Source organism: Mesorhizobium sp. M1428 (assembly GCF_040317515.1).
GTDB lineage: Bacteria > Pseudomonadota > Alphaproteobacteria > Rhizobiales > Rhizobiaceae > Mesorhizobium.
This window is the reverse complement of sequence record NZ_JAMYKT010000015.1, coordinates 100,949-126,944: the sequence shown is the minus strand read 5'-3', so window position 1 is coordinate 126,944 and position 25,996 is coordinate 100,949. Positions and strand designations below refer to the sequence as shown.

Genomic DNA, 25,996 nt, shown 5'->3' with positions numbered 1-25,996 from the left:
ATGTTCGATCTTCTTGGAACGGCGCTTTGCTCGCGGCTGCTTCTCGGCACGGCTCAATATCCTTCGCCGGCCATTCTTGCCGATGCGGTTAGCGCATCGGGCACCTCGGTGGTGACCGTCTCCTTGCGCCGCGAGATGGCGGGCGGCAGGGCCGGCGAAAAATTCTGGTCGCTGATCCGCTCGCTTGGCACGAGAGTCCTTCCCAACACGGCAGGCTGCCACTCCGTCAAGGAAGCGGTCACAACCGCGAAAATGGCGCGCGAAGTGTTCGGGACGAGCTGGATCAAGCTCGAAGTGATCGGCAACCACGACACGCTGCAGCCTGATGTGTTCGGCCTGGTCGAAGCCGCCCGCATCCTGTCCGAGGACGGCTTTGCGGTATTTCCCTATACCACCGACGACCTTGTTGTCGCCGAGCGGCTGCTTGCGGCGGGCTGCAAGGTCTGGATGCCGTGGTGCGCACCGATCGGTTCGGCCCTCGGCCCGGTCAACATTACGGCGCTGCGCTCGATGCGCGGACATTTCCCTGGCGTCCCGCTGATTGTGGATGCAGGCCTCGGGCGACCGTCGCATGCGGCGACCGTCATGGAACTCGGCTTTGACGCCGTGCTCCTGAACACGGCGGTCGCCAAGGCGGCCGATCCGGTCGGCATGGCGCGTGCTTTCGGCAAGGCGGTCGAGGCCGGTCGTGAGGCTTTCTGTTCGGGAATGCTCGAACCGCGCGACGTCGCCGTGCCATCGACGCCGACGATCGGCAGGGCAGTTTTTTCATGAAGCTCGATCCCTTCTATCTGATCGTCGATAGTGCAGCCTGGATCGAGCGGCTGGTGCCGCTCGGCGTCAAGCTGGTGCAGCTTCGCATCAAGACCATGGACGAAGCCGGATTGCGCGCTGAGATCCGCACAGCACAGGCCTTGTGCGCTCGATACCGGTGCCAGCTCATCATCAATGATTACTGGCGACTGGCCATCGAGGAAGGCTGCGACTTCGTGCATCTCGGTCAGGAGGATCTGCAAACCGCCGATCTTGCGCGGATACGGGCAGCCGGCATGAAGCTCGGACTGAGTACGCATGATCATGTCGAGCTGGAAACGGCCATGTTTGCTGAGCCCGACTATGTCGCGCTCGGTCCGATCTATCCCACCGCCTTGAAGAAGATGAAGTGGGCGCCACAAGGGCTAGAGCGGATCAGCGAGTGGAACCGGCGAGTGGCGCCGATCCCATTGGTCGCCATCGGCGGCCTCAACCCCGACCGCCTCGACGGCGTCTTTGAGGCCGGCGCCGACAGCGCCGCAGTGGTCACCGACATCACTTTGAGCTCCGATCCCGAAGCGCGCACGCGAGAATGGATCGAAAAGACGGACCGATGGCGATGAGACGAGAACCGCATGTGCTTGTCGTTGGGGGATCGGATTCCAGCGGGGGTGCTGGAATAGCACGCGATATCGAAACGATCGCATGCATTGGCGTGCGCACCTGTCTGGCCGTCACTGCGCTAACGGTGCAAACGCACGACGCCGTGATGGAAATTCATAATTCTCCACCCAGCCTGGTGGCCAATCAGATGTGCGCCGCGCTGCAGGCCAACGACGTGGCCACAATCAAGATCGGCATGCTGGCGACTGCCAAGATCATTGTTGCCGTTGCCGCAGTGCTGCGCAAATACCCGCATGTCCCCGCAGTACTCGACCCTGTGCTGGCCTCCACCTCAGGCCGCGCACTTCTGGAAGCAGGCGCCATCGCTGCCATGAAGCGCGATCTGATGCCGCTTTGCTGCATTGTCACGCCCAACCTCCCTGAACTGGCGCTCCTTATTGGTTCCGAACTGGCATCGGATGAGGACGGAGCGCTCCAACAAGGAAAAAGACTGCTGGCCGCCGGCGCTCAAGCCCTGCTGATCAAGGGTGGGCATGCGTCGGGGCCTCAATCGACCGATATTCTGTTGCGTTCCGATCAACCACCAACCCGCTTCGACACGCCGCGCCTTGCCGCATCAATGCGCGGAACAGGTTGCATGCTGGCCAGCGCGATTGCGGCGCATCTGGCGAAGGCGGAGCCGCTCGAAGACAGTGTGCGCGACGGCAAGCGGCTTGTCTTCGCCACGTTTCAGAAGAATGGAGCAGAATGAACCTGACTATACGGTACAGGCAGCTTTGGCTGCTAGGACGCTGGATCCTGAGCGTCTTGCTCGCTGGCGCAAACTCCGATGAAAATCGCAACAACACGACAGTTCAAACCAGTTTCACCAGGGATCGCGGCAAAATGCGTTGAACGACAAGGCCTAGGCACTAATCGGCTGGCCGTGCTCTTCGCTCCTCCCGGAAGGTGATGTCTCGCCGCCTTAATGGAGTCGGACGGAACCGAGTAGACGGCGATATTGGAACAGGCGCCTGGCCCTCTGTATAGCCCTTCATACGCATCTTTCATCATTGCTTGATGAACGCGCCCGTGTAGGCCTGGCCGGCAAGCATAACGGTTCCGGCCAGGGCTCCGTCGGGTCGCATGACAAAACTGACGTCCGCGCCATTCGGTAGGCGCTCAAGCTTTAACGTGCTCCCTACAATTCTTCCAGCGCCGGCGGCCTCTCCCGGATGGTTGTCGCCCAGATTTCCCCACGCATAGGTGACCGTCACCTTCCCATTGGAAGAAACCGTTTGAACAGCAAGTTTGGCGTCATATATCCCCGCCAATCGACCAGCCCATAGACCGGAAAAAGCAGCGTACTTTGTTGGAACGCCCTTGCCAGGCGGAGTGACCGCCACGGATTGATGCATGACTGCTGAGCCGGAAGGAACCCCGGCATCAGCCAAGGGCGGTTGGAGAGGAACTTCCGATTCTAACGCAGGTTCGAGAGTGACGGGTTGCGGCGTTTGAGGAGTCGATTGACACGCGGCCAAGGCAAGCGCCGCACAGCCAAGGATTGAGTTGCACATTCCGTGTGCCATCTTTTTGGTGCCCCGGCCATCGTTCAAACTAGCGAGCCGACCTTATCACGCGTTTTCACAACGTGTGTTTAGCAAAGGCATGGCATTCGACAGCGCTCGTCGAAGAACCCGCAGCGGTCGCGAGTGAACGCCTCCATTCGTCGCCTAAGTAGCCGCCTTGAGCCCAGTCGCCCGCACCCGATGATTCTTCCAGTGGGTCGAACGGGAGGATCAGCAGTTGACCTTGTTGGAGGCTCCAGATCAGATTGTGGGCCAGTCGCGACTGTATTCTGAACCTTCGAACAAACGAGTACACGCCGGACGACGGATCGACCAAGCTGCTGAATGAACCGCTCTAAATGAAACCGACAGGCCTTGACCGACGACAGCTTGAGCTTTGGCGAGGATAAACGGTTCAGCGAATTCCCACGCGTCGGCGATGTGCGCGCATCCCGGCAGGAACCGAAGCGTGATGGTCTCACCGAAGCGGGCACCTCACGCCGTTCAGTGCTCAGCAGCTAGGCGAAATCACCCGCCGTGACGCCCCTCTCTGATGGACGGCAGGTCAAACGCGCTCGGATAACATCGGGGATCCGGATGCCACCGTCAAGCCAAGCATCACGACCTTTGCCTCTAATCCTCCGACACTGAATGTCACTTTCGGGACCCGGCAAACCGGTCCACGGCACGGCTAGGAGCACGAGCCCCGGGAGCCGGAGTAGACCTTTAGTGCGTGCGGATGGCAGGATTTGAACGTGCGATCCCATCGTCCCGAACGATGTGGATTTACCAGCAGGTCGTTATTGTTCCTGGGCTCCTTCGCCACGTTCGCTCACGACTGGTCGCGTTTCCTTTCGCCGTTTCTGTGGGAAACCTGTGGGATGTGCACACCGCGTTGGTGTCTTGTGATTTGAGTTATACTCGGAACGGTTTGCGGCGACTTGGAGAAAACCGGCTTCTTCGTGATCTTGTCGGCGGCGTCTGCCAAGAAATTAGGATGATGATGACCGTAAGTTTCGATCAGGACATCCACCGTAATGCCAAGAAAGCCCGCAGCCTGCCACATATCGGTGCCGGCCTGCATCAACCAAGTCGCCGCGGTGTGGCGCAACGCGTGCGGAGTGACGTCGGGCCCCAGGCCGGCGATTTCGCGCGCCGTCTTGAAGCTCTTGTCTATCGACAGCACCGGCTTTCCATTCCATTCCACGACAAAATCCTGCGATATCTTGCGACCGATGTTCGCACTTTTGCCGCGCAATTTGGTCTCGATGTGGAGATCAGTCCGCGCCCAGCGCCGCAGGTGCGCTAGCAGCCGCTCCGGCAAGCGTACGGGGGGTTGCCGCTTCTTGGTCTTCCTGGCGCCGGTGGCAGCGCGATAGAAGATACCGCCGTCTAGGTCCACATGACCGCGCCCTTTGGTTGGACGCATGGCGGCACCGCAGATTGCAGCCGAGCGCGATCCTGAATAAAGCGCGACGAGGATGAAGCGCGCGAGATGTCGCCCAGTGCGCCGGCCACTCTCTTGGCCCTTCCATGTCTGCTTCATACGCCAAGCGGCCCAAATCAGTGCGGCCGCCTCACTGCGGGTCAACCAGCGTTCGCGGGCGGCGGCCTTGTCTGGCAGGGTGATGACCGGTGCGGCGGTTGTATAACCCTCCTTGCGGTAGTAGTTGATGGCGGCACGAAGATCCTCGAGTTGGCGGCGCGCCGCGGCTTCGGTGGGGCGCGACGCAATATACTCGCGGCAGAGTTTGCCATTGATGGCGGCGAGAGTTTTTTCCCCGAAGAAATCAAGGACCTTGTCCAGCCGAGCCGCCGTCTCTTCTGGTGTCGCGTGCTTCGGTGCAACCTCTTGAAGGTAGAGGTTGACCACATCGGCAATTAAGACGTCCTCGGCTCCCCGCGCTCGGTGGTATTTGCTTCCGATGTAGGCGGCGAGCGCCTTTTCAGCTTCAGTTCTGGACGGCCTTTTTCGCCGCCGCCAGCGCTGATGAAGCTGGTTCCATCGCGGATAAACCATCCAGCTTTGTTTCGGCGCGTTCCATCTTTTTTCCAGCTTTCGTCACGCCATACCAGGCGTGGCCCTTTCGACGTCCGCGGCATAGTTCCCTCATCCTCGCGATTGCCATCAAGCTCACATATTCCTTTCCGGCGATTAGCTCCGTTTCAAGTCGACCGGCGTCACGTTCCTTGCGTAGGCCTGCTGCGCTCATCGAGCCGTCGGGAAAGGCAATTCGCGCAGCGATTTCGACGCGCAGTGGCGTGGTCTCGTCGAATTGGTCGGGGATTTTCAATAAGAAGTCCTCAGCAGTTCTTAGGTCCGAGCTGTTCGCCGACCTCGTTGAGCACTCCGTCCTGTCTCGCCGTTCTGGACATGGTCCTGCCGGAGAACACTTCTCCAAAAAACCGGCTGCGAAAACCGCCCGCCGGAGGTGCTGCGGCGAAAAGGCGCCTTCGACCTGTCAATCGGATCAACAAGTCTATGGCTGGCCTCTGCTTCCAGACACACTCCTAAAGGGATCCGACCATCGTTCAGTATCGATACTGCCGGCAGGGCCTATTGCGTCGCAACGCCCGCGCCCCGCGCCGCCTTCAGGCGAGCAGGGCAGCGGAGTATCTCCTTCGCTTCTTGGCTGGCAAGGTCATTGCTGGCGACGATTAGCGGCAGGCCGCCCGTGATGACCAACCAAGTCCAAATCGATTTCCCGTCGCAAAAGCGCACTGTTCGCTCTCGAACTCAGCCGCATACCCTCGATGTCGCAAGCCACAGCGCCGAAGGCGTGATGAGAACGCAGATGCTTCCAATGGGGCGACCAGCCGCGCTCGTCGTTCATCGCCGCGCTGTGGTCCTTAATCGCTACTGCTGCACGTTTGTATGTTGCAGCCGCGTTTGTAAACAGGAACGCCGTCGCTGAGTTGCTACCCCGCGACAACCTCGGTTGGCTGCCAAGCACAAGAGGACGAGGAATTCCGGAATCTCCATGACGGGTTTGAAGGTCGAGAGAGAGGCTCTCGACTGCCCGTCTCGGAGTACATTCCGATGGCGACTACCCCTGAGAAAATTACCCTTCTGTCCTCGCGAGACATTGCCTTCAAGAAGGTGGTGCTCTTCATGTCCCAGGTCCGCGTCAAGGCTGACATCTGGTTCGAGGACCTACCTGACCTCGTTGCTGAAGTGACGACCCGCTCGCACCTCATCGTGCGCAAGACCACCAGTGGTTGCATCGAGCGCCTTACCGTCGAGATTCGCGCAGGGTCGGCCAGTCCCATTGAGCCGCAGGCGCTCGGACCCGCAATTCTGGGCAAGCTGCTGGAGCGCTATCCCGTGCAGGGCATCGACACGCGGGAGGATGCATGATGCCCCGACACGACGCGTCCGAACTGGCCCACCTCCTGGCTCGGCAGGCCGAAGCGGTTTGTCGACACTATCTTTCGAACGGACATCGCGAGGGTCGCTACTGGTTTGTTGGCGATGTCCGAAACACGCCGGGCCGCTCGATGTTCGTGCGGCTCGTCGGCTCGCAGAGCGGAAAGGGCGCAGCCGGCAAGTGGACTGACGCGGCGACCGGGGAGCATGGCGATCTTCTCGATATCATCCGCGAGAGCCGCGGCTTGAGCGACTTCAGGGACGTTGCCCATGAGGCAATAGCGTTTCTCGGCTTATCGCATCCCGAGCCAGAGCAGACATCAATCCGGTCGAAGTTGCTGGCGGCGCCGTCGGAGATGTCGGAGAAAGCGCGCCGGCTGTTTGCGGTGTCGCTGCCGATTGCAGGCACGGTCGTAGAGACGTATCTGCGCAACCGCAGTATTACTGCTTTGCACGGGACCGAAAGCCTGCGTTTTCACCCCCACTGCTATTACCGGCCCGACCAACACTCGCGGACTGAGACCTGGCCGGCGATGATCGCTTCCGTCACCGATGTCAGCGGTCATTTGACCGGCGCACATCGCACCTGGATTGACCCTTCCGGCAGGGGCAAGGCACCAGTAGATACCCCGAGGCGCGCTATGGGCGACCTTCTCGGGCATGCGGTCCGCTTTGGTCCGCCCGGCGAAGTCATGGCCGCCGGGGAGGGCATCGAGACGGTCCTGTCGCTCCGGTGTATTTTGCCCGACATGGCCATGGCCGCAGCCCTCTCGGCCGCGCATCTTGCTGCCATCCTGTTCCCCGTCACCCTCAGACGGCTCTACGTCGTCCATGACCCCGATCCAGCCGGTGACGGCGCGCGTGATGTCTTGATCGAAAGAGCAAATGCTGCCGGGATCGAGGCGATCGTGCTCTCGCCGGCATTTGGCGATTTCAACGAAGATCTCTGTAGGTTCGGCGTCGCTGATCTTAGAGCCCGCGCCCGGGTCCAACTCGCCCCGCAGGACATCGCCCGATTTATGCCAGTGGCGGCCTAGCCCGGAACCGGTCGCTCCCCGCCATCGTGGCATTGCTAAGTGCTCCTGAGATCGGAGAGAAACCGCGCCTCCGGCCTTCAAGAGGGCGATCGGCCGGCAAACGACCCGGCCCCGCAATGTCTTCGGCCGACTATTTTCCGGCGCGCTCCCAAGGGAGCGCTTTCCATCGCGAAGCAAAATAGCCGGCCCGCGCCCTCCTGCGCTGACGCTCCGGCCCTCCGCTTCGCTGCGGGTGCAGAGCCGTCCCGCCCGCCGGCTTTCGTCGCCATGAAGGCCGCGGGGGTCGCGGTCCAACCGACGGAGCATCCAAATGAGCGAGCATGACGACTACGAACCGCAGCATTCGTCATCACCGATCGACCACGCCCTCACCGAACTCCAGCTCTATGGCTACCGGCCGTTCGCGGATGAGCCGGATCCCCGACCGCTTCCGGAGGGCCACCGCGTCGCCGACGCGATTGCAGATATCTTCGACGCGTTCGTCGCAACCCTGCAAGATACCCGCCTCGAGCCCGACCTCGACCATCTCCTTTGGTCGACCGTCAACGTCTTTCACCGCGCCGCAGATCGGATCGAGCGTGAACTTGACCATAATGAGCAGGCGCAGCGCCGCAGCCAGCGTGAGCAGGACGGCAGCGAAGTGAAGTCGGTCGAGCTGGAACGCCTGACGGCCGAAGGACAGACTCTTATCGAACGGCAGAACGCCTTCGAACTGATGCGCGATCAGGCCGCCGAGCACTATGAGCGCCACACCGGATCGAGCTGGCGACCGCGCAGCGGATCAATGGTCAACCACCGCAACGTTACCTCTGCGGTGATCGACAGCCGCGATTTTCTCAGCGCCAAGAAACGCGCCTCGCAGGAAGTCCTTTTGCCACCAGGCCCGAAAATCGCCTTCACCGCCGGTCTCGACTTCAATGATCACCAGTTGATCTGGGCCAAGCTCGACCAGGTCCGCACTAGGCATCCTGACATGGTCTTGATGCACGGGAAATCGCCGAAGGGTGGCGAAAAAGTCGCCTCCTGCTGGGCCGACCACCGCAAGGTACCCCAAATCGGCTTTGCCCCCGATTGGACAAAGCATGGAAAAGCCGCCCCGTTCAGGCGCAATGACGCAATGCTGGACGTGCTGCCGATCGGAGTCATCGTCTTTCCCGGGACTGGAATACAGGACAATCTTGCCGACAAGGCCAAGAAGCTCGGCATCCCAGTTCTCGACTTCCGCCCCAGGGGAAGCGGCGCATAGCGCCGCTCTCCTATCTTTAGTCCGTTGCACGACACGGCGGCGGTCGGCCGGGCGGCTTCCTCCAGTTCGGTCGACTGCGTCGGTTCGGGATGCCGAATTTTCCGCTCCGGCGCCTCCGTCTGTTGGGGTATTCAGTCCACGTCCATGCGCAGGTGCGCGACGCTATCACGCTTACCTTCCACGTTTCAGCTGCTTCGCAGCCGGCATCACAGGCGAGATGGTGACATCCGTCTAACCGGACGGGCCGTGGATCGGGGCGAACGCACCGAGGACCGAGGCGGATCGGATGCTGTTTCTGACAAATCTGTGCATTGCTTCCGTTGCCGCTGACGCGACATCGCGCGACGCGCGCTTCGGATTTGCCACGACTGCCTTCCTGTTCCAAAGATGGCGAATCTCCGGCGATGCACGTCAGCCCTTGAGCCACGGCATGCGCATCTCAAGCGCGGTGCCAGCACCAGCTTGCTGTTCCCGGAAGCCTTCTCAGGGGAAGCATCGACAGTGGTGATGGTGGTAACCGGCTTTCGCCAGTGCGATGGTTTCGCATGAGATCCTCCATTGATGCCTCTATCTGACCGGCCGCTCCAAACGACCTCTTCAATGGGCTGATCTGGCCGAAGGTCGGCTTCGCCTCAATCGCCTAAGCCGCAATGACGCCGATCGACTTTCTTCCCCTGCCGGCTTCGCCGTCATTCCTCGCGAAACAACAAAGTCGCTTGGCTGTCATCCTCCGCTGATGCTGCGGTCGCAAGCGATGCGGCGTCGATTGCCTCCGGCCCGCAGATCGCCATCAAGGCCGCAATGGTGCGGGCTCGAAACAGAGTACAAGGAGAAGGCTCATGGCGACCATCGGAACGTTCAAAAAGACCGACAACAACGAGTTCACCGGCGAAATCGTCACCCTCTCGCTTCAGGCCAAAAACGTCCGCATCGTGCCCGAGGCAAACCGCTCCGGCGACAGCGCCCCCAGCCATCGCGTCTTCGTAGCGCAGGTCGAGATCGGCGCCGCCTGGGCCAAGCGCTCCAGTGAGGACCGCGACTATCTCGGCCTGAAGTTGGACGATCCAAGCTTCACCGCTCCGATCTACGCCAACCTCTTCGACGATGAGGACGGAGAAGGCCACAGCCTCATTTGGTCCCGGTCCAACGGCCGCCGCAACCGCGATTGAGAAAGCCGCGAGCTCCCGCCCGCGAACCGGGCGGGAGCTGTCTTTAACTTGTGGACGCTGAAGCAAGTATCATCTTTGAACATTTGGTGCAGGACGTCTGAGCAGATCTGCGGCCTCGATGCCGAGAACGTTTGCCAACTTGTCGACAACGTCTATCGTCGCGCCGTAGACGCTGCGTTCCAACGCGCTGATATAGGTGCGATCAACGTCCGCACGGTGGGCAAGTTCTTCTTGCGAAAGCGCCGCCGCCTTTCGGTGCTGCCTCAGATTGCGCGCAAATACCTCGCGTATTTCCATGTCCGCGAGTGCAATGCTTGTCGAGTATTCAGCCACGGAGTATTCTCGACAAATTGACTTAGACGATTGGAAATCGCTTGCTCAAGCCACTGCTCGATCCTGATGTCGCCGACACGGCCCCGGATGACCCGATCCTGACCGGCTATGATGAGGAGCGGCTACTTACCTACATTCGCCTGCTTGATGCGGCGGCGGAAGATGCCGATTGGCGAGAGGTGGCCAGGATCGTTCTGCACATTGACCCAGAAAAGGAGCCTGAGCGGGCGTTCAGGTCTTGGGAAACCCATCTTGCACGCGCGCGATGGATGACGACCAGCGGCTACCGGTATCTTCTCGCAGGAGGCGCTCCCCATTGAGCGCCTTGTCATGCTTTGCTGAATCTGCGCAACGATTTGCCCACTCTCCAACTATTCAAATCTGTTCATCACTCTGAATGTTGGTGCCGGGGCCTCAGATGCGGTTATGCGGAGAGGACAGGAACCGTGCAGGGCGATTGGACCGAACCGGCGGCCTACGAGCACATGTGCAGCTACCAAGCTGTGGAGTTCGCCGCCGAATATCTGATCCGGAACAATAAATTTGTCGCCGAGTGCCGCCAGATCGCCTCGCGGCTCTCAGGTTCCGAAGATCCTGTCGATCAGCGCGACTTCGCTGCCCGTTGGGGTGCGCGATTTCAAAACTGCCGGTGCCGGATTTCCGCAGGCTGACAATATCGTCTGGACAGAACAGGCCTCGCCGCGCGTGCTGCGGGCCACACGAATGTCCGCCTCCATCAGCCCCTCTCATCAGAGAATTCGGCCTTCCAGACTTATCGGAGCCAGGGTCTGGCAGCAGGAGGAAGGGCTTCACATTCTTTGGTCTGCTTCAACCGGGAAGAGCCATCTGGTCTGCGAAGACCGCTCCGGCGAATTCGATGCTATTTATCTGCCCCTCGACGCTGCATTTGAGACGCGGCTCGATGCGGCGCGCCGGCTCTGGCGGGCGTTGAACGGCCGAGCTTTCAGTCCATCCTACGGCTCCCTACCGCAACAGACCAAGGTCAGGCACATCCTCAATTTGCGCGCGCATGATGGTCACCACATGGGTGCAACCTATCGTCAGATCGCGGAGGTGCTGTTGTCGCGAGAGCCGATTGTACCGCGGGACTGGCGTGATCATCATCTCCGGCACAAGGTCCGGGCTATCTTGCGCCGTGCAGCTTTTTTAGTCGCTGGCGGCTATCGCGACCTTCTCTTGTACCCCCACAGTCGCAGCGGGAAGTCCGGCCGCCGAAGTCCTTCTTCGGGGTAGCAACAACACGCCCCCGATCTTTGCCCTCCCTCTCTTTTGCCCATTCGAGCATGGTCCGCTTTGCGCGTCCCGGCAGGCCAGGATGACAGCACAACCGAACGGAGATCGAGCAAATGTCGAAGGGTCCCGCGGACGCGCCCCGAAAATACCTCCGCACGAAGGAGGCAGCACCCATCGTCGGGCTCTGCGCCCGTACTCTCGAAAAGCACCGGACCTATGGAACCGGGCCAAAATACCGAAAGATCGGCGGACGCGTCCTTTACGACATCGACGACTTGCATGCCTGGATAGAGCTCGGCGCGCGCACCTCCACCAGCGATGCGAATGCGACCAATGTTCCGCCGGCAAAACCCTATGCAGCCCGCGCGCCGGCTTATGTCGGCAGGCGCGACCGCAGCTCCTGATCTGTGGCACAATGAAATGCAGAATCCCGAGACCATTCAGCAGCAGCTTGCGCTGTCTCACGCTTACTCGTCTGGCTTCGCTCCATGCGGTACGCGTGATCTCGTGGTGTGGCTGCTCGCCCTATTGGTGAAATCCCGCCGCCTGACACCGATCCATGCTCATGCGGACAAGCAACCGTGCTGGGTTGAGGTGGCGGATGTGCCCGGCATGGCAACGATTTGGCACGCTGACATTCCAGTCTGGGCCGCGCCGCAAACCATCCACGCCCACGCCACGAGATTGCGGCAGCGCCTGCTCGCGACGAGACAGCACCAGACGCCGGCCTTGATGTGGCCTGATCAGCGCGTCCACAGCTGGATGGCCGCATGCGAGCGCCCGAGTCTCTACAGGCACAAGCGTCGTAACGTTTCCCTGTTGCGCCCCACGATCGAGTCATGAGCAAGCGCATGAAGATCATCGCCGCGATGGTTGGCGGCTCAGTGCTCGCCGCGGCGCCGCCGTGGATTAGTCATCCGCCGCTGGCTATCTGGAACGCGTCCGCAAGCGTCCCCATCGGGCTCTATCGCACCCTGCCGGCCGACAAAATCCGTGTTGCCAGCATCGCCGTCATCGTGCCGCCCGAGCCATTGGCGGCCTTCATGGCAAGACGCGGATATCTGCCGAAAAACGTGCCGCTCCTGAAGCAGGTTTTGGCACTCGGGGGCACGACAGTCTGCCGCGAAGGTACAGCGATCATCGTCAACGGCAGGACCTATGGGCATGCACGCGAGCGTGACAGCCGCGGTCGACCCCTGCCCAGTTGGCGGGGCTGCCACGAGATCGCCGACGGCGAGGTCTTCCTCATGAACCCGGACGCTACCGGAAGTTTTGACAGCCGCTATTTCGGTCCGCTCCCGCTCTCATTGATTGTTGCCCGCGCGGTTCCCGTCTGGACCGCGAAACGCGCCGCTCCGGCGCTGGATGTCACCAACGGCTTTTCCCGGCGAACCGTCACGTCTCGGCTCAACGCTCACTGAACACTCATGAAAGGAGCACTGCAATGCCCCAGATCGGCACCTTCACACGCAATGATGACGGCTTCTTCGGCAATCTCTCAACGCTGACGATCGAGGCGAAGATTGCCATCCTGCCTGCTGAGAGATCCAAAACTGAAAACGCGCCCGACCACCTCGTCTATTGCGAGGGAATGGCGGTCGGCGCGGCGTGGGACCGCACCGGAGACAAGGCTGGGGACTATATCTCCGTCTCAATTGACGACCCGTCCTTTACGCAGCCGATCCGCGCGAAGCTGTTCCGGTCCGACGCCGAGAACCGCGTCTGGAGCCTGCACTGGAACCGGTCACCGAAGCGCGAGGGGCGAGGCTGAACAGATGCTGTTTGAGCCCTTCGATGAATCTTCCTCGTCAACGCCTTTGACCGATCGGACGCCGGCCAAAGCCTTGGAGAGGATCGCCAGTCCGGCAGCAGCGCGCGACGAACATCAGAGGCGTCCGGACACTTGCTTGTCAATCCAGAGGCCGATTTCATCAGCGTTTTGGCAAAGCTGGTCGGGCCAGCGAGGCGTCGCGCTTAACGGAAGTGAACACCGTAGCGGGCTGGCAGCTCATCGGTTCCGGGGTCGGCGGGATGCCGTCCACAGCGGTGTGACAAGGATTGCCACATGCATCGTGCTCGCCTTCGCGACTCCGGAAGCTGTTGCAAACGCATGCTCTCATGGTGAACGGTCGGCTCACTCCGAGAGCACGATCTTGTCGGCTGGCCAGTGGTCGCGGCATATCCGGCAAGCGGCTAAACGGTTCGCCATTCCGGAGCGTTTGCTTACCGGCGTCATGCATGTCGAGAGCGTCGGCGATGTTCGAGCGCGTTCAAGAAAGGGCGCAATGGGGCTGATGCAGATAATGCCGGCGACCTGGGAAGAACTGCGCATCAAGCACCGACTCGGCGACGATCCCTATCAGCCGCGTGACAACATCTTTACAGGCGCTGCGTATCTTCGCGAAATGCTCGACACCTTCGGGCGCCGCGGCTTTCTTGCCGCTTACAATGCCGGCCCTGGACGGTACAAGGAACATTTGTCCACCGGCCGTCCTCTGCCACGCGAGACGGTCGACTACGTCAGGAAACTCGCGCCGCTTATCAATGACTCAGTTCCCAGTCCGAGGTGTGCACAGCAAGGAAGAGACAGAGGCACCTCACGCAGTACCGCGCTTTTTGCGCATACCCATTACATTCGGAACGCCGCTGCATTGAATGGCAATGGCTATGCAGAGACCACCTTTGCGGCGATTCATTCGTCCACAATGCAGTCGCTAACGGGCAATTCTGTTGCTGACCTGACCGCGATCGAGCCATGGCCAGGTGAGAGCCGTTTCTGGCCGAACCCCGCTGTTCCCGGGCTATTCGCTCAGCGCACTTCACCGGCCTTGCGATGATCGGCAGATTCCTCCTCGATTGCATTCCGGCCTGTTCCGTCGCGGACATTGCGGCGGAATGGTTGGCCGCAAATGAGGGGGCAGAGATTGGCAGGATAAAGGGCCGCGAGGCGCGGCTCGGTCGGCCGATTGTTTTCCTTGTGAGTTTCAACGCAATTCGCGATGTGCTGGCACAAACGGCGATGTGCGCTACTCGCATTTTTCGGTCTTTCCAACGGAAACCGCACCTCGTGGCCGCCTGGCATGAAACGTGACGATAGCTTTCGCGTCCGCCCTGGTCGCATCCGCTCCCGCGCCAGCCAGCGCGCGCGGCCCTTCATCTTTCAGGCGCTTGCGGCCACACAGCGTGCTGGCGGTCATCTTACAAGGGAGGGCCGGATCACCTCCCCACGAGCTTCAACGTTTGGTCGCGGCAGGTCAGCAAGCATCCGCGCCAGTCACCTTATCTCTGAGCGCTCACGAGGCGCCGTCGTCAAGACCCGTGTGGTGCGGCAATTCAGAGGGTCTGCACCACTCGCCACCCATCTCAAGTACCTTCGCCGCGAAGGTGTTACACGTGATGGCGAGAAGGCGAGGATGTTCGGCCCCGACACCGAAGAGGCAGACCATGACGCGTTCTCCGACCGCTGCAAGGACGATCGTCATCACTTCCGTTTCATCGTTTCGCCGGACGATGCAATGGAGCTCCGTGATCTCAAGACCGTCGCTCGCGATCTGATGGTCGACATGGAGCGCGACCTCGGCACGAGGCTGGACTGGATTGCCGTCGATCACTGGAACACCGCACATCCGCATGTTCACATCCTCGTTCGCGGCATTGCCGACGATGGCGAGAATCTTGTCATCTCGCGCGACTACATCCGCCAGGGCATGCGCGATCGGGCAAGCGACATTCTCACCCAGACGCTGGGGCTCCGCACCGACCTCGACATCCGCCAGGCCACAGAGCGGCAGGTCGACACTGAGCGCTGGACGCAGCTGGATCGCCAGCTTGTTCGCGACATTGACCGTCATGGCATCATTGAACTCGCGCCACATCCTGATTGTCAGCCCGACGAGTTCCTGGGGCTTAAGGTCGGCCGGCTCCGGCAACTGGAAAGACTGGGCCTCGCCTATGAAACCCATCCTGGCCAATGGATGATGGCCGAAGAGGCCGAGGCGACTTTGCGCGGCCTCGGCGAACGCGGCGACATCATCAAGCGCATGCACCGTAGCGTCACCGCGCGGGGGCTAGAAAGAGGGACTATGGAGTATGTGCTCGCGGCCGAAAAGATTGATGCGCCGGTGATCGGGCGACTGCTCGAACGTGGCCTCGACGAACTGCGCGGCTCGACTTACGCCATCGTCGACGGCATCGACGGTCGCCCGCACCACATTCGCTTCTATGACCCTGACGCGGCCGGGGACTCAGACCCAGGCTCGGTCGTGGAGTTGTGCCGCGATGCGGATGCAAATGGCTCTGGCAAGGTGCGTCTCGCCGTCCGCTCTGACCTTTCGATCGAACAGCAGGTCCATGCTTCCGGCGCGACTTGGCTCGATCGGCAACTTGTTGCGCGTAAGCCAGCCGAACTGCGCGACAGCGGCTTTGGCGGGGAGGTAAGACAGGCACTGGAAGATCGGGTCGACGAGCTTGTCAGGCGCGATCTGGCCAGGCGCGAGGGACAGCGCGTTGTTCTAGCGCGCAATCTAATCGATACGCTACACGATCATGAGGTGGAATCGCTCGGTGCCCGCCTCGCCGCCGAGACCGGCCTGTCATTCAGAAACGCTGCCAACGGCGACCATGTGGCTGGGATTTACCGGCAGCGTTTCTCGCTGGCTTCCGGCCGGTTCGCGATGATCGACAATGGTCTGGACTTCAGGCTCGTGCCCTGGTCGCCACCGCTCGAAAAGCGCTTTGGCAATCAGGTTTCCGGAGTCGTGTGTCCGGATACAGGGGGCATGGATTGGAGCTTGGGAAAGAAGCGCGGCGTCGGGTTGTGAGACGACACGCGCAGACTCTGTGTGATGCTAGTCTAGGAAGCCAGCACCGGGCGACTCACATTCTGTATGTACCTGCCCAGCCGACCGCCATGGTCGCTTTCAAAACAGGCCCGCAAATTCACAATCAGTCCGCGGTCAGCACGACCTTGACGCTCTGAGTGCGGTCGGCGGCAAGTCGGAACGCATCGGGGGCCGAAGAAAGCGTGCGCTCCGCTGTCACCAACTTGAGGACGTGCACCTCCCGCGACACAATGAGGTCGACTGCACGACCGAACTCTGTACCGAAGCGGAAGGTGCCTTTGAGGTCGATCTCCTTGGCCATCACCGCATTGGCCGGCAGTGGAATCTGGCCCCCGGGAAGGTTGCCGACCTGAACCACCGTGCCGCCGCGCCGGACGCTGGCGATCGCAGCGGCAAGGCCGGCCGCGCTGCCCGAAATCTCGAACGCCACGTCAAGCGAACCATCCGTCGTGAGCGCCTGGAGCTCGGCGTCGCCGCCGGAAATGTCGATCATCCTGTCGGCGCCCAATCTGCGGGCGAAGGCGAGCGGCGCGGCGGCGATATCGACGACGGTCAGTTCACCGCAGCCGGCAAGCCTGGCCGCGAGCATGGTCAAGAGACCGATGGGACCGGCACCGAACAGGATGACGTTGCAGCCCCTGATGTCGCCCGCCCGCGCGACGGCGTGCAGGCTGACCGCCAACGGCTCGGCAAGTGCCGCCGCCTGGTAGGCCACGTCAGATGGAACCTTGAAACATTGCGCGGGCGTGGCGTCGAACAGACTGGCGAAACCGCCCTGCATATGCGGCGTCTTCGATGCCGAGCCCATGAAATAGATGTTTTCGCAGAGATTGGCGCGGCCTTCCAGGCATCGCGCGCAATGCCCGCACCAGCGCGACGGATTGACCGCGATATGGTCGCCGACGCCCAGGCCGGGTGCCGCGCCGTTGATCTCGACGATTTCGCCTGAGATTTCGTGGCCGAGGACAAGCGGCGAGGTCACCACGAAGTCGCCGGTACGGGCATGTCGGAAATAATGCAGGTCGGAGCCGCAGATGCCCCCTGCCCCGAAGCGCACCCGCACCATGCCTGGCGCCAGCGGTTCGAGCGGACGCTCCACGACGCGCAGGTCCTGCGCGCCGAACAGCGTCGCGGCAATCACCTGGCCACTCACCGGATCAGGCCCATCTCGGTCGGCAGCCAAAGCGTGATGGCGGGTATGAAGGTGATCAGAAGCAGCGCCACGATAAGCGGCACCAGCCACGGCAGAATCGCCATGGTGGTGCGCTCGACCGAAAGCTTGGCGACGCGTGACAGCACGAACAGCACCATGCCGAGCGGCGGGTGCAAAAGCCCGATCATCAGGTTGAGCGTCATGATCAGCCCGAAATGCACCGGGTTGATGCCGTAGACAGCGGCAACCGGCAGCAGGATCGGCACCAGAATGGTGATCGCGGCGATCGTATCGAGGAAGCAGCCGACCACCAGCATCAGGATGTTGACCAGGATCAGGAAGACCCACTTGTTTTCGGTGAGCGCGAAAATGAAGTTCGAAAACAGCTGTGCTGCCTGGCTGACGGTGAGCAGCCAGGCGAAGATCGATGCGGCGGTGACGATGAAAAGCACCGAGGCGGTCGTCTCGATCGTGTCGAAGCTGGCCTTGGCGAGCAAACGCAGCGTCATCGTGCGGTAGCGCACCAGCCCGAGGAAAAGCGACCAGATCACAGCCGCCATCGCCGCTTCGGTTGGCGTGAACCAGCCCATAGTCATGCCGCCGATCAGGATGACCGGCGTCATCAGCGCCATGACCGCGGAGAAATCGAAATACCAGTCCGCCGCGATCAGAACCAGCAGCGCGATGCCGACCGCGATGTTGATCGACAGGCCAAGTTGCACAAGCACGTAACAGCCAATCGGAAAGGCAGCCACCACCAGCACCTCGCCCGCCGCTTCGGCGAGCCGCCGAAGCTCGAAAGGTGTGTCGGAGCCCCAGCCGCGACTGTAGGCAAAGATGGCGACCGTAATCATCATCAGCACGGTCATGACCACGCCGGGCAGGATGCCGGCCATGAACAGCGCGCCGATCGAGACATTGGCCATCATGCCGTAGATGACAAAGGGCAGCGAGGGTGGAAAGATCGGCCCGAGCGTCGCGGAAGCGGCGGTGACGCCGACCGCGGCGTCGATAGGATAGCCGTGGTCCTTCATCGCCTTGATCTCGATCGTGCCAATGCCGGCGGCGTCGGCGAGCGCGGTGCCCGACATGCCGGAAAAGATCACCGATCCGATGATGTTGACCTGCGCCAGGCCGCCCTTCATCCAGCCGACCAGGGCAAGGGCGAAGGAATAGATGCGTCCGGTGACGCCGGCGATGTTCATGAGGTTGCCGGCCAGGATGAAGAAGGGAACGGCGAGCAGCGGAAAGCTCTCCACCCCGGCGATCATGCGCTGGGCTGCGATGATATCGGGCGCGACGCCGTAGATGACGAGGTAAAGGATCGAGGCGGCCGCCATCGAAACAGCGACCGGCACGCCGATAAGCATCAGGACAAGAAAGCCCCCTACCAGAAGCAGCATCGCTCAGACCCCCGCCGTCTCGAACGCACCGGGACGCTCGAGCACCGAATAGCCGCGCCGATAATTGCCGATGAAGACCTGGATCGAGCGCAGAAGCATCAGCACGAAGCCCGCCAGAACGGCGTAGAAGAACCAGCGCCGCGGCAGGTTGACGGTGACCATGCGCTCATGCGCCACGATCGTGACGTAGCGCCACATCAGCCATGTTCCGTAGGCGAAGAATGCGATGCGGATAATATCGACGGCGAGCGCCAGCCAGCGGCCGACACGCTCCGGCAGATAGTGGTAAAGCACGTCGACGTGGATGTGGCGCGAGAGGCGCACGCACATGGCGGCGCCGAGAAAGACAACGACGACGAGCGCGTTGATGGCGATCTCCTCGGTCCAGGCAAAGCTGTTGTTCAGCGCATAGCGGGTGAAGAACTGCAGGAAGACACACACGACCATGCCCCAGAAAACAGCAAGCGTGACCCAGTCCTCGATACCGTGGTCCGACAGGTCGACGTGTACCGGCACCTCCTCGAAGGCGTGCACAATCTCTTCGACGGTGATCTCGGTGTGGTGTTCCTCGGCCATTGGCACGGGCTCCCGAAGCTGGTGGGTCGTCAAGGATTGGAAAGGCCGTCCGGCACGATTTGAAGCCGGACGGATGGGCAAGCGGCTAATCCGATCGCCGCCCTATCCTCTTGATTGAGCATCCGGTTTCCGATGCTCTACTTGATAGCGCGGATCGCTTCCCAATCGGCCTTGTTGTAGCCGAACTCCTCGAAGGTGACCTTCTCCAGCACATTCTTCTCGAAGTCGGCACGGTCGACATCGGTTACGGTGATGCCGCGGTCCTTGAATACCTGCACCAGTTCCTTTTCGCGGGCGACGATCTTCGCCGTGGCGCGGGCGGCAGCCTCCTGCATGACCTCGGTAAAGATCTTCTTGTCCTCGTCGGACAGCGAGGCCCAGCGCGACGCCGATATGATGGTGTTGAGATGATCGACGATATGGCCAGTGAGCACGATGTTCTTCTGCACCTCGTAGAATTTCTTCGCCTCGATGGTGGTCAGCGGGTTCTCCTGGGCCTCGACCGTGCCGTTCTGCAGAGCGAGATAGACTTCGGCGAAGGCAATCGGCGCCGTGTTGGCGCCGCAGGCACGCGGCATGGCCAGATAGGCCGGCACGTCGGGAACGCGCATCTTCAGGCCCTGCATGTCGGAGCACTTGGCGATCGGCCGGTTCGAGGTGGTCTGCCGCGTCCCGTAATAGGTGGTGGCGGCGATATGATTGCCGGTCTTGTCCTCATAGCCCTTGGTCAGGGCCTTGTAGACGTCGCTTTTGGTGTATTTCAGCAGATGGTCGGCATCGCGGAAAGTGTATGGGAAATAGGTGACGCCGATCGGAGGATATTCGCGCGCCGCGAAGCTCGATCCGGAAATGATGATGTCGACGGTGCCGAGCATCAGGCCCTGGTTGATGTCTGCTTCCTTGCCAAGCTGCGAGGCCGGATAGACGTCGATGGCATAGCGGCCCTGGGTACGCTTCTTGATCTCGTCGGCAGCCCACACGGACTCGGTGTGGAAGGGCTCCGTCGTCTCGTAGACATGTGCCCATTTCAGGACCGTTTCCGCCGAGGCCGACGTCATGGGTATGGCAATTGCGACGATCGCACCGAGCAGAACTGCGTATTTTCTCAGCATCTAATTCCTCCCTGGTTGAACTTGACGGCCGGATCTCCCCCCGGCCAACTGCTATTCCGCAACCTCCTTGGCTGCGGCTCTCTCATCGAAATTGCGTGAGAATCTGATTTGCGACTGGCGCAGGTGCTGCTGCATGGCGGCCTTGGCCCGCTCGGGGTCGCGCGCGGCAATTGCGTCGCGCACGGCACGATGTTCCTTTGCCGCGACCTGCCAGGAATCGCTGGTCTCGAAATAGATCGACAGGCGTTCGAAGTACGGGTTCATGCGCTGGTCGAAAAGCTCGCCGATGAAGCGCACCAGCACCGCGTTCTCGAGAATGCCGGCGACAGCGGTATGGAATTCCCGGTCGAGCGCAATGGTCATCTTGTTGGGGTGAAGCATGGCCTCCATCCGGCGCAGCACGTCGTCGAGCCGTTCGATATCTGCAGGCCGCACGTGAAGGGCCGCTTCGGCGGCGATCGCGCCTTCGACGAATTCGCGCGCGCGCAACAGCTCGAACGGGCCTTCCTCGACTTCGGGTTCGGAGGCGGCGGCGCTCGGCGGATCGGTGACGTAGATACCCGAGCCGACGCGGATGCGTATGCGGCCTTCGACCTCCAAAGCTATCAGCGCTTCACGGACCGTCGGGCGGGAAATTCCGAGTTGGTCGGCCAGATCCCGCTCGGTCGGCAGACGGTCGCCGACGGAAAACTCGCCAGCATCGATCAGCTGCCTGAGCTGATCGGCGACCTGTCGGTAAAGCCGGCGTGGTTCAACTGCCTGGATCGGCATGCGCGTTTAGTTCCTCCCGGGGCCACTCCTGGTACATTGGTCTGACCCATTGACCGCAGCTTAAACGGAGGATGCAGAGAGTCAAGCTCGACAGGCACCGCGGCCCGCGCAACCGGAACGCGGCGGCATTGCGCAAGCATTCCATGCGTCAGCGCCGTCCTCCGCGAATGACCAGGACGTTTCCGGCGGCGACGAGGACGAGCCCGATGATCGCGTACGCGGTCCAGTGATAGCCTTCCAGCGCCGTGGAGATCAAAAGCGCAAAGACGGGAAATATGACGGTCGCATAGCCGGCGCGGGCGCCGCCAATGCGTCCGAGCAGCGTCAGATAGGCGGCGAAAGCCATGACGGTCGATATGACGGCGAGGAAGACCAGCGAGCCAATATAAGAGGCGGTCGTCGCGAACACGAACGGCTCACCGAGCAGGAAGGCCAGGAACGCCGACCACAGAGTGCCATAAAGCATGCCCCAGGCGCTGGTTGAAACGAGCGGCAGGCCGCGGCGCTGGTTTGCGACGGAGACAAGATTGCCGGCGCAGAAGCTCAGCGTACCGCAGAGGCACAGCAGAAGGCCCACCAACGTGCCACCGGAAAGCCCGTTCGCGGCGATTTCGGGAAAGAACATCAGCGCTATTCCGGCGAAGCCGATGATGCCGCCGGCGAGAATGCGCGGCGCCGGGCGCTCGCCGATGACCAAGGCACCGAGCAGCATGTTGATGACCGAGGCGAGCGAGAAGACGACCGAGAGCAAGCCGCTGACGAGATAGCCGGCGCCATAATAGAAAAACAGGAAGTTCGACGAGAAGATGAGGATACCGAGCACAGCAAAGCGCAAATGATCGGTGATTGGAAAGCGGAGCCGCCGACCGGAAAAACCCGCCCAGGCAAACATCAGCAGCGTGGCGATGGCGAAGCGCCAGACCAGATTGACCTCGTTCGACACCCCGCTGCCGACCTGAAGTTCGATGGCGAACCAAGATGCGCTCCAGGCGATGACCGTCAGCGCGTAAAGCCCGTAGTCGACGGGTTCGAAGGGGCGGTCGCGCGTCGTCATGCGCATTTCCACGTTAGCCGGTTCCGCGGCGCCGTTTGGTTCTCTTGTTACTGACATGCTGGCCAAGACTCTTCCGCTCACAAGACGCTTACAGCCCAGCTATCCGCCTTCGCCGCTTCTGAACCCAGAAGACGAGACCGAGCAACAACAGGGCCGGGATGGTAAACCAGTAGCGCGACGGCCGTTCCGCAGGGACTAGCACCTGGTTGATTTCGTCGCCGGGCTGCAGGCCGAATTTGGCCGCCTGGCTGCCCAGTCGCACGACACCGACCGTCACGCTCTCGCCAAGCGCGCTGACATCCAGGCCCGCAGCCTTCAGGCGTTCGGCCGGTGAATTTTCAGGCCCGAGCTGTAGCCGAACCAGCTTCGATATCTCATCGCCGTTGAGGTTCAATGTCGTCAGGCGCAAGCGAACCGCGCCTCCCTCGGCTGTCTCGTCGACGATACGGCTGAGTTCGGAGGCGGGTACTGCCCGATACGGTTCGCTCACCTGATCGAGCAACAATCCCGGCCTGAACAAGATGAAACAGGCCAGAAGCAACGCAATCGTCTCGTACCACCGGTTGCGCACGAGCATCCAATTCTGCGTCGCCGCTACAAACGAGATCATGGCCAGCGTCGATGTCACCACCATCGCGACGAAATCGAACGGACCTTCGAGATCGATCATCAGCAGTCCGGTGTTGAAGATGAAGATGAACGGCAGCAGGCCGGTACGGATCTCGTACGTGAAGCCCTGAATGCCGGTCTTCACCGGATCGGCGCCGGAAATTGCCGCAGCAGCATAAGCCGCCAGCCCCACTGGCGGCGTCACGTCCGCCATCAGCCCGAAATAGAAAACGAACATGTGGACGGCGACCAGCGGCACGGCAAGATCGTTCTGCGCCGCCAAATCGACGATGACCGGCGCCATCAAGGTGGCGACGACGACATAGCTTGCAGTGGTCGGCATGCCCATGCCGAGAATGATGCAGATCACCGCGGTAAACAAAAGCATGACGATGAAGCTGCCGCCCGAGATGAATTCGACCAGCTCGGTCATCACCAGCCCGATGCCTGTGAGCAGAACCGTGCCGACGATGATGCCGGCCGTCGCAGTGGCAATGCCGACCGTCGTCATGTTGCGTGCGGCGGCGGACAGGCCACCGACCAGATCGTCGAAACCGTGAAGCCAATGCCGTGCCAGCGCGCGGTCCTTGCGGAAAAAGGCGGTGAGCGGCCGCTGCGTCACGATCAGCGCCATCAGGGCGACAGCGCCCCAGAATGCCGACAGGCCGGGCGACAACTCCTCCACCATCAGGCACCAGATCAGCAGGATCACAGGCAGCAGAAAATGCAGGCCGGTGCGCGCCGTTTCGCCGAAGTGCGGAATCCTGACTATCTCGCCCTCCAGATCCTCCAGCGGCAGGTCGGGATAGCGCGCCCGGTAGGCGACAAGGCCGATGTAGACGACGATCAGCGCGGCAGTGATCATCCAGGTCGCGGCGGCGCCGAAAACGATCTTCGTCCAGCCAATGCCGTAATAGACAAGCCCTGCGAGGACGATGAAGCCGCATATGCCCATCAGCCCGCGCAGCGCACCCTGAAATGCGGAGTGCGTGCTGCGTGACGGCAGGCCCTTCATCCCCGTTTTCATCGCCTCGATATCGACGATGTAGAACAACGAGCCGTAGGTCAGCAGCGCTGGGTAGAAGGCGTGCTTCACCACCTCGGCATAGGAGATGCCGACATATTCCGCGATCAGGAACGCGGCCGCGCCCATCACCGGAGGCATCAGCTGACCATTGACGCCGGCCGCGCATTCGATGGCGCCCGCCTTCACCGCAGAATATCCGACCCGTCGCATCAACGGGATGGTGAAGGTTCCGGTGGTCACGACATTGGCGATCGACGAGCCGGAAATCATGCCGGTCAGGCCGGAAGCCACGACACCGGCCTTGGCCGGACCGCCGCGGTATTTGCCGAGCAGCGAGAAGGCAAGCTGGATGAAAAAGCCGCCGGCGCCGGCGCGTTCCAGCAATGTTCCGAACAGAACGAACATGAAGACGACGTTGGTGGACACACCGAGGGCAACACCGAAGACCCCCTCTGACGTCAGCCACATCTGCGAGGCTGCGCGCGATAACGTCGCGCCCTTGTGGCCAAGCAGGCCAGGAAGGTGAGGCCCGGCGAAGATATAGATCAGCATGATCGCCGCGATGACGGTGATGGCAGGCCCGACGGCGCGACGCGCGGCCTCGAGCAAGATGAGGACGCCGGCGATCGAGACGACAAGGTCAGCCGTAGTAGGAAGACCCGGCCGATGGGCGATATCGCTGTAAAAGACCAACAGATAGAGGGCGGACGCCGCCCCGGCGATGCCTAGCACCCAGTCGGGCAGCGGCACGCGGCTGCGCGACGAGGTCTTGAAGGCCGGAAACGTCAGCATCGCGAGAAACAGGGCGAAGGCCAGATGGACGGAGCGGGCGATGCCGTCGCTGACGACGCCGAAATTGAGCATGAACGGAAGGGGCGAGGCATACCAGAGCTGGAACAGCGACCATGCCAGCGATACGCCGAGGATCAGTTTCGCGGTGCGGCCGGTCGGCTTGCGCCCACCGGTGTCGGCCTCGGCGACGATCTCGCTGAGCTTGTCGATGTCGATAACGGGTTGGTCAGGCGCTGCCGCCCGCTGGCTTTGATCTGTCATCGTTCCCCACAATTATTTGCGATGCGAGGCGCCGTGGGCGCCTCGCATTGAAGGCCTCAGAGCCAGCCCTTCTCCTTGTAATAGCGCTCCGCGCCCGGATGCATTGGCGCCGATAGACCGGTCTTGATCATCTCCTTGGGATCGAGATTGGCGAAAGCCGGATGCAGTTTCTTGAAGTCGTCGAAATTTTCGAAGACCGACTTCACCAGTTCGTAGACCACCTCATCGGGCGTTCTGGCATTCGTCACCACTGTCGCGCGGACGCCGAATGTCGTCACGTCGTCCGGATTATTGGCGTACATGCCGCCCTTGATGGTGGCGACCGAATAGTACGGATGAGCTGCCAACAGCGCATCCACTGCCGGACCGGTCAGCGGGATGAGTTTGGCGCCACAGGCCGTGGTCGGATCCTGGATCGCGGCGGAAGGATGACCGACGCCGTAGAAGAACCCGTCGATCTTGTTGTCGCACAGCGCGCTGCCCTGCTCGTCCGCCTTCAGCTCCGCGGCAAGCGAGAAATCGCCGAGCGTCCAGCCCATCTGCTTGAGCAACTCCTCCATGGACGAGCGGGTGCCTGACCCGGGATTGCCGACGTTGAAGCGTTTACCTTTGAAGTCCTCGAATTTGGTAACGCCGGCGTCCGGCCGCGACAGCACGGTAAACGGCTCGGGATGGACGGAGAACACGGCCCGCAGATCCTTGAACGGCTTGCCGTCGAAATTTCCGGCCCCCTCGTAGGCCTGGTACTGGACGTCCGACTGGGTCAAGCCGAAATCGAGGTCCCCGGTCTGGATGGAGTTGACGTTGAAGACCGAACCGCCGGTCGACTCCGTCGAGCATCGGATGCCGGTTTTCTGCCGGTCCTTGTTCATCAGTCGGCAAATGGCACCGCCGACGGCGTAGTAGACGCCGGTGACCCCGCCGGTGCCGACCGTGACGAAGCGCTGCTCGGCTCCGACGGATGGCAGCGCCAGCAGCATGCAGGCCGCCGCGCCGATCAGGGTTTTCATCGAACTGTACATGGTTGCTACCTCTCTGGTGGGTGTCCCGGCCCGTCGCCGATGACG

29 protein-coding genes and 1 pseudogene are annotated in these 25,996 nt (G+C 61.6%); 18 read left to right on the top strand and 12 right to left on the bottom strand.

The window, feature by feature from the left end; translation table 11 throughout:
• The 4 genes and pseudogenes from NKG60_RS21520 to NKG60_RS21505 form a co-directional block, all read left to right on the top strand.
• A complete protein-coding gene (locus tag NKG60_RS21520) occupies positions 1-774 on the top strand; it encodes a thiazole synthase (RefSeq protein ID WP_352975477.1) in 774 nt (257 codons plus the stop codon).
• A complete protein-coding gene (locus NKG60_RS21515; protein ID WP_352661227.1) occupies positions 771-1,376 on the top strand; it encodes a thiamine phosphate synthase in 606 nt (201 codons plus the stop codon). The genes NKG60_RS21520 and NKG60_RS21515 overlap by 4 nt, the downstream gene beginning before the upstream one ends.
• Positions 1,367-2,128: a hydroxymethylpyrimidine/phosphomethylpyrimidine kinase gene (locus tag NKG60_RS21510; protein WP_352661224.1), complete on the top strand. Its 762-nt coding sequence runs from the start codon at positions 1,367-1,369 to the stop codon at positions 2,126-2,128. The genes NKG60_RS21515 and NKG60_RS21510 overlap by 10 nt, the downstream gene beginning before the upstream one ends.
• Positions 2,124-2,271: pseudogene (locus NKG60_RS21505) on the top strand (ribosome small subunit-dependent GTPase A); the annotation flags it as partial. The gene NKG60_RS21510 and the pseudogene NKG60_RS21505, both read left to right, overlap by 5 nt.
• A 155-nt stretch (positions 2,272-2,426) precedes the next feature.
• Here the strand turns inward: NKG60_RS21505 and NKG60_RS21500 are convergent.
• Positions 2,427-2,774 (bottom strand): hypothetical protein, encoded by a 348-nt coding sequence (locus NKG60_RS21500; protein WP_352661221.1) that lies wholly within the window; start codon positions 2,772-2,774, stop codon positions 2,427-2,429.
• A 525-nt stretch (positions 2,775-3,299) separates the two neighbouring features.
• Between NKG60_RS21500 and NKG60_RS21495 the strand changes: the two genes are divergently transcribed.
• Positions 3,300-3,446, top strand: a complete 147-nt coding sequence (locus NKG60_RS21495) for a hypothetical protein (RefSeq protein ID WP_352661218.1) — start codon at positions 3,300-3,302, stop codon at positions 3,444-3,446.
• Positions 3,447-3,756: 310 nt separating this feature from the next.
• On the opposite strand, the gene NKG60_RS21490 is transcribed toward NKG60_RS21495, so the two are convergent.
• Positions 3,757-4,944, bottom strand: coding sequence for a site-specific integrase (locus NKG60_RS21490; protein WP_352661216.1), 1,188 nt, complete (start codon positions 4,942-4,944; stop codon positions 3,757-3,759).
• A complete protein-coding gene (locus NKG60_RS21485; RefSeq protein ID WP_352661213.1) occupies positions 4,877-5,218 on the bottom strand; it encodes an excisionase in 342 nt (113 codons plus the stop codon). Before NKG60_RS21485 ends, NKG60_RS21490 begins: the two co-directional genes overlap by 68 nt.
• A gap of 746 nt (positions 5,219-5,964) precedes the next feature.
• Here NKG60_RS21485 and NKG60_RS21480 point away from each other — a divergent pair.
• The 4 genes from NKG60_RS21480 to NKG60_RS21465 all read left to right on the top strand — a co-directional run bounded on the left by NKG60_RS21480 (position 5,965) and on the right by NKG60_RS21465 (position 9,743).
• Positions 5,965-6,282 (top strand): hypothetical protein, encoded by a 318-nt coding sequence (locus NKG60_RS21480; protein ID WP_352661210.1) that lies wholly within the window; start codon positions 5,965-5,967, stop codon positions 6,280-6,282.
• Complete coding sequence (locus tag NKG60_RS21475) at positions 6,282-7,328, top strand: DUF7146 domain-containing protein (protein ID WP_352661359.1); 1,047 nt, start codon at positions 6,282-6,284, stop codon at positions 7,326-7,328. Before NKG60_RS21480 ends, NKG60_RS21475 begins: the two co-directional genes overlap by 1 nt.
• A 310-nt stretch (positions 7,329-7,638) precedes the next feature.
• A complete protein-coding gene (locus tag NKG60_RS21470) occupies positions 7,639-8,574 on the top strand; it encodes a DUF2493 domain-containing protein (protein WP_352661207.1) in 936 nt (311 codons plus the stop codon).
• An 839-nt stretch (positions 8,575-9,413) separates the two neighbouring features.
• Positions 9,414-9,743 carry a DUF736 domain-containing protein gene (locus NKG60_RS21465; RefSeq protein WP_352661204.1) on the top strand — a complete coding sequence of 110 codons (330 nt, stop codon included), beginning with the start codon at positions 9,414-9,416 and terminating at the stop codon, positions 9,741-9,743.
• Positions 9,744-9,812: 69 nt separating this feature from the next.
• Here the strand turns inward: NKG60_RS21465 and NKG60_RS21460 are convergent, their stop codons facing one another.
• A complete protein-coding gene (locus tag NKG60_RS21460) occupies positions 9,813-10,040 on the bottom strand; it encodes a helix-turn-helix domain-containing protein (RefSeq protein WP_352489766.1) in 228 nt (75 codons plus the stop codon).
• A 77-nt stretch (positions 10,041-10,117) separates the two neighbouring features.
• Between NKG60_RS21460 and NKG60_RS21455 the strand changes: the two genes are divergently transcribed.
• From NKG60_RS21455 to NKG60_RS21415, 9 genes are all read left to right on the top strand, one after another.
• Positions 10,118-10,396: a DNA -binding domain-containing protein gene (locus tag NKG60_RS21455; RefSeq protein ID WP_352661201.1), complete on the top strand. Its 279-nt coding sequence runs from the start codon at positions 10,118-10,120 to the stop codon at positions 10,394-10,396.
• A gap of 165 nt (positions 10,397-10,561) precedes the next feature.
• Positions 10,562-10,747, top strand: a complete 186-nt coding sequence (locus tag NKG60_RS21450) for a transcriptional regulator domain-containing protein (RefSeq protein ID WP_352661356.1) — start codon at positions 10,562-10,564, stop codon at positions 10,745-10,747.
• A gap of 52 nt (positions 10,748-10,799) precedes the next feature.
• Positions 10,800-11,330 carry a DUF2285 domain-containing protein gene (locus tag NKG60_RS21445; protein ID WP_352661353.1) on the top strand — a complete coding sequence of 177 codons (531 nt, stop codon included), beginning with the start codon at positions 10,800-10,802 and terminating at the stop codon, positions 11,328-11,330.
• Between the two features lie 113 nt (positions 11,331-11,443).
• Positions 11,444-11,734: a helix-turn-helix transcriptional regulator gene (locus NKG60_RS21440; RefSeq protein ID WP_352661198.1), complete on the top strand. Its 291-nt coding sequence runs from the start codon at positions 11,444-11,446 to the stop codon at positions 11,732-11,734.
• Between the two features lie 16 nt (positions 11,735-11,750).
• Positions 11,751-12,173, top strand: coding sequence for a hypothetical protein (locus NKG60_RS21435; RefSeq protein WP_352661195.1), 423 nt, complete (start codon positions 11,751-11,753; stop codon positions 12,171-12,173).
• Entirely contained in the window at positions 12,170-12,751 is a 582-nt protein-coding gene (locus NKG60_RS21430) for a S26 family signal peptidase (protein WP_352863138.1), read from the top strand. The genes NKG60_RS21435 and NKG60_RS21430 overlap by 4 nt, the downstream gene beginning before the upstream one ends.
• A gap of 23 nt (positions 12,752-12,774) precedes the next feature.
• Complete coding sequence (locus NKG60_RS21425; RefSeq protein ID WP_352661189.1) at positions 12,775-13,101, top strand: DUF736 domain-containing protein; 327 nt, start codon at positions 12,775-12,777, stop codon at positions 13,099-13,101.
• Positions 13,102-13,483: 382 nt separating this feature from the next.
• A complete protein-coding gene (locus NKG60_RS21420; protein ID WP_352863140.1) occupies positions 13,484-14,167 on the top strand; it encodes a lytic transglycosylase domain-containing protein in 684 nt (227 codons plus the stop codon).
• Positions 14,168-14,410: 243 nt separating this feature from the next.
• The gene (locus NKG60_RS21415) at positions 14,411-16,150 is read left to right on the top strand and encodes a relaxase/mobilization nuclease domain-containing protein (protein WP_352661183.1); all 1,740 of its coding nucleotides are present in this window, start codon (positions 14,411-14,413) and stop codon (positions 16,148-16,150) included.
• Positions 16,151-16,274: 124 nt separating this feature from the next.
• Here the strand turns inward: NKG60_RS21415 and NKG60_RS21410 are convergent, their stop codons facing one another.
• The 8 genes from NKG60_RS21410 to NKG60_RS21375 all read right to left on the bottom strand — a co-directional run bounded on the left by NKG60_RS21410 (position 16,275) and on the right by NKG60_RS21375 (position 25,939).
• On the bottom strand, positions 16,275-17,324 hold the full coding sequence (locus tag NKG60_RS21410; RefSeq protein ID WP_352661180.1) for an L-idonate 5-dehydrogenase: 1,050 nt from the start codon (positions 17,322-17,324) through the stop codon (positions 16,275-16,277).
• Complete coding sequence (locus NKG60_RS21405) at positions 17,321-18,727, bottom strand: TRAP transporter large permease (protein WP_352452150.1); 1,407 nt, start codon at positions 18,725-18,727, stop codon at positions 17,321-17,323. The genes NKG60_RS21410 and NKG60_RS21405 overlap by 4 nt, the downstream gene beginning before the upstream one ends.
• Positions 18,728-18,730: 3 nt before the next feature.
• The gene (locus NKG60_RS21400) at positions 18,731-19,303 is read right to left on the bottom strand and encodes a TRAP transporter small permease (RefSeq protein WP_352661178.1); all 573 of its coding nucleotides are present in this window, start codon (positions 19,301-19,303) and stop codon (positions 18,731-18,733) included.
• A 137-nt stretch (positions 19,304-19,440) separates the two neighbouring features.
• A complete protein-coding gene (locus NKG60_RS21395; protein ID WP_352489764.1) occupies positions 19,441-20,361 on the bottom strand; it encodes a sialic acid TRAP transporter substrate-binding protein SiaP in 921 nt (306 codons plus the stop codon).
• Positions 20,362-20,466: 105 nt separating this feature from the next.
• Positions 20,467-21,186, bottom strand: a complete 720-nt coding sequence (locus tag NKG60_RS21390) for a FadR/GntR family transcriptional regulator (RefSeq protein WP_352661175.1) — start codon at positions 21,184-21,186, stop codon at positions 20,467-20,469.
• A 148-nt stretch (positions 21,187-21,334) separates the two neighbouring features.
• Positions 21,335-22,240: a DMT family transporter gene (locus NKG60_RS21385; protein WP_352565700.1), complete on the bottom strand. Its 906-nt coding sequence runs from the start codon at positions 22,238-22,240 to the stop codon at positions 21,335-21,337.
• Positions 22,241-22,328: 88 nt separating this feature from the next.
• Positions 22,329-24,929: a TRAP transporter permease gene (locus tag NKG60_RS21380; RefSeq protein WP_352661172.1), complete on the bottom strand. Its 2,601-nt coding sequence runs from the start codon at positions 24,927-24,929 to the stop codon at positions 22,329-22,331.
• Between the two features lie 56 nt (positions 24,930-24,985).
• On the bottom strand, positions 24,986-25,939 hold the full coding sequence (locus tag NKG60_RS21375) for a TAXI family TRAP transporter solute-binding subunit (RefSeq protein ID WP_352661350.1): 954 nt from the start codon (positions 25,937-25,939) through the stop codon (positions 24,986-24,988).
• Positions 25,940-25,996: the final 57 nt, after the last annotated feature.

Bases quoted from the DNA above. Each gene is read 5' to 3' on its own strand.
- NKG60_RS21520 (WP_352975477.1), top strand. From the start codon at position 1: ATGTTCGATCTTCTTGGAACGGCGCTTTGCTCGCGGCTGCTTCTCGGC.
- NKG60_RS21515 (WP_352661227.1), top strand. From the start codon at position 771: ATGAAGCTCGATCCCTTCTATCTGATCGTCGATAGTGCAGCCTGGATC.
- NKG60_RS21510 (WP_352661224.1), top strand. From the start codon at position 1,367: ATGGCGATGAGACGAGAACCGCATGTGCTTGTCGTTGGGGGATCGGAT.
- NKG60_RS21500 (WP_352661221.1), bottom strand. From the start codon at position 2,774: ATGCATCAATCCGTGGCGGTCACTCCGCCTGGCAAGGGCGTTCCAACA.
- NKG60_RS21490 (WP_352661216.1), bottom strand. From the start codon at position 4,944: ATGGTTTATCCGCGATGGAACCAGCTTCATCAGCGCTGGCGGCGGCGA.
- NKG60_RS21480 (WP_352661210.1), top strand. From the start codon at position 5,965: ATGGCGACTACCCCTGAGAAAATTACCCTTCTGTCCTCGCGAGACATT.
- NKG60_RS21475 (WP_352661359.1), top strand. From the start codon at position 6,282: ATGCCCCGACACGACGCGTCCGAACTGGCCCACCTCCTGGCTCGGCAG.
- NKG60_RS21470 (WP_352661207.1), top strand. From the start codon at position 7,639: ATGAGCGAGCATGACGACTACGAACCGCAGCATTCGTCATCACCGATC.
- NKG60_RS21465 (WP_352661204.1), top strand. From the start codon at position 9,414: ATGGCGACCATCGGAACGTTCAAAAAGACCGACAACAACGAGTTCACC.
- NKG60_RS21460 (WP_352489766.1), bottom strand. From the start codon at position 10,040: ATGGAAATACGCGAGGTATTTGCGCGCAATCTGAGGCAGCACCGAAAG.
- NKG60_RS21450 (WP_352661356.1), top strand. From the start codon at position 10,562: ATGTGCAGCTACCAAGCTGTGGAGTTCGCCGCCGAATATCTGATCCGG.
- NKG60_RS21445 (WP_352661353.1), top strand. From the start codon at position 10,800: ATGTCCGCCTCCATCAGCCCCTCTCATCAGAGAATTCGGCCTTCCAGA.
- NKG60_RS21440 (WP_352661198.1), top strand. From the start codon at position 11,444: ATGTCGAAGGGTCCCGCGGACGCGCCCCGAAAATACCTCCGCACGAAG.
- NKG60_RS21435 (WP_352661195.1), top strand. From the start codon at position 11,751: ATGCAGAATCCCGAGACCATTCAGCAGCAGCTTGCGCTGTCTCACGCT.
- NKG60_RS21430 (WP_352863138.1), top strand. From the start codon at position 12,170: ATGAGCAAGCGCATGAAGATCATCGCCGCGATGGTTGGCGGCTCAGTG.
- NKG60_RS21425 (WP_352661189.1), top strand. From the start codon at position 12,775: ATGCCCCAGATCGGCACCTTCACACGCAATGATGACGGCTTCTTCGGC.
- NKG60_RS21415 (WP_352661183.1), top strand. From the start codon at position 14,411: ATGAAACGTGACGATAGCTTTCGCGTCCGCCCTGGTCGCATCCGCTCC.
- NKG60_RS21405 (WP_352452150.1), bottom strand. From the start codon at position 18,727: ATGCTGCTTCTGGTAGGGGGCTTTCTTGTCCTGATGCTTATCGGCGTG.
- NKG60_RS21400 (WP_352661178.1), bottom strand. From the start codon at position 19,303: ATGGCCGAGGAACACCACACCGAGATCACCGTCGAAGAGATTGTGCAC.
- NKG60_RS21395 (WP_352489764.1), bottom strand. From the start codon at position 20,361: ATGACGTCGGCCTCGGCGGAAACGGTCCTGAAATGGGCACATGTCTAC.
- NKG60_RS21390 (WP_352661175.1), bottom strand. From the start codon at position 21,186: ATGCCGATCCAGGCAGTTGAACCACGCCGGCTTTACCGACAGGTCGCC.
- NKG60_RS21385 (WP_352565700.1), bottom strand. From the start codon at position 22,240: ATGACGACGCGCGACCGCCCCTTCGAACCCGTCGACTACGGGCTTTAC.
- NKG60_RS21380 (WP_352661172.1), bottom strand. From the start codon at position 24,929: ATGACAGATCAAAGCCAGCGGGCGGCAGCGCCTGACCAACCCGTTATC.
- NKG60_RS21375 (WP_352661350.1), bottom strand. From the start codon at position 25,939: ATGAAAACCCTGATCGGCGCGGCGGCCTGCATGCTGCTGGCGCTGCCA.